General features: G+C 43.8%; 1 protein-coding gene. It reads right to left on the reverse strand.

Going from position 1 to position 765, the window contains the following annotated elements:
* On the reverse strand, positions 1-765 hold a 765-nt coding region (locus tag OA34_RS13330; RefSeq protein WP_039676247.1), incomplete at both ends, for a rhodanese-like domain-containing protein.

Here is a 765-nt window from a genome sequence, read left to right on the forward strand (position 1 = left end):
TTGATTTATCGCATTTAATATTGGCATCAAAATAGAATATCTTACTCACGTCTATTTTTGCGCCTTGCAATTTCAAAAAGGCTTCCATCGATCTTCCGCCTGCGGAGCAATTCAGAATCACGACTTTCCCTTTAGGTAGTTTTGCTACAAATTCTTGTGCGCTTAATTTTCCCGCTTCGATATTGATCGCGCCTTTAATATGTCCGTTGGCGTATTCTGAGGGGCTTCTCACGTCAATAATGGCGACATTACTCGGTACGGTTCCCGCCATGATATGGGCTTTATACCATTCACCGTCCACGGTTCCTTCATCGGTGCCTAATTTTATACCTTCAACGAAGGCATCTTTTTTAGGTGTTTCTGCTTTAACTTCTACTTTTTTAGCACCGCCTGCGGTTGTTTGGTTACCCGCTTCTTTCCATTCCGGGTATCCTCCGGCGTAGACGCTTATTTTTTTGTAACCTAAGGTTTCAAGTTTTTTTGCCAAGTTATGTGATTTTGCGCAATCGTATCCTTCGCAGAAGGTGATAATCGAGGTTGTTTTATCGCTTGGCAAGCGTCCGATAAATTGATCGACATCGGCATCATGGATATGCATCGCTCCGGGAATACTTCCGGCAAGGTATTTAGCGTAGGGGCGTGCATCGATCAAGAGTGCGCTTTCGTTTTTAAATGCCGCTTGGGCTACGGGCGTTCCTACTTCTAAGTAACTTTTCATTTTCCATTCAGGTTCACCGGCTTGGTAAAGTTTTACGTTGGTATAGC

This window comes from Sulfurospirillum sp. MES (assembly GCF_000789415.1).
GTDB lineage: Bacteria > Campylobacterota > Campylobacteria > Campylobacterales > Sulfurospirillaceae > Sulfurospirillum > Sulfurospirillum cavolei.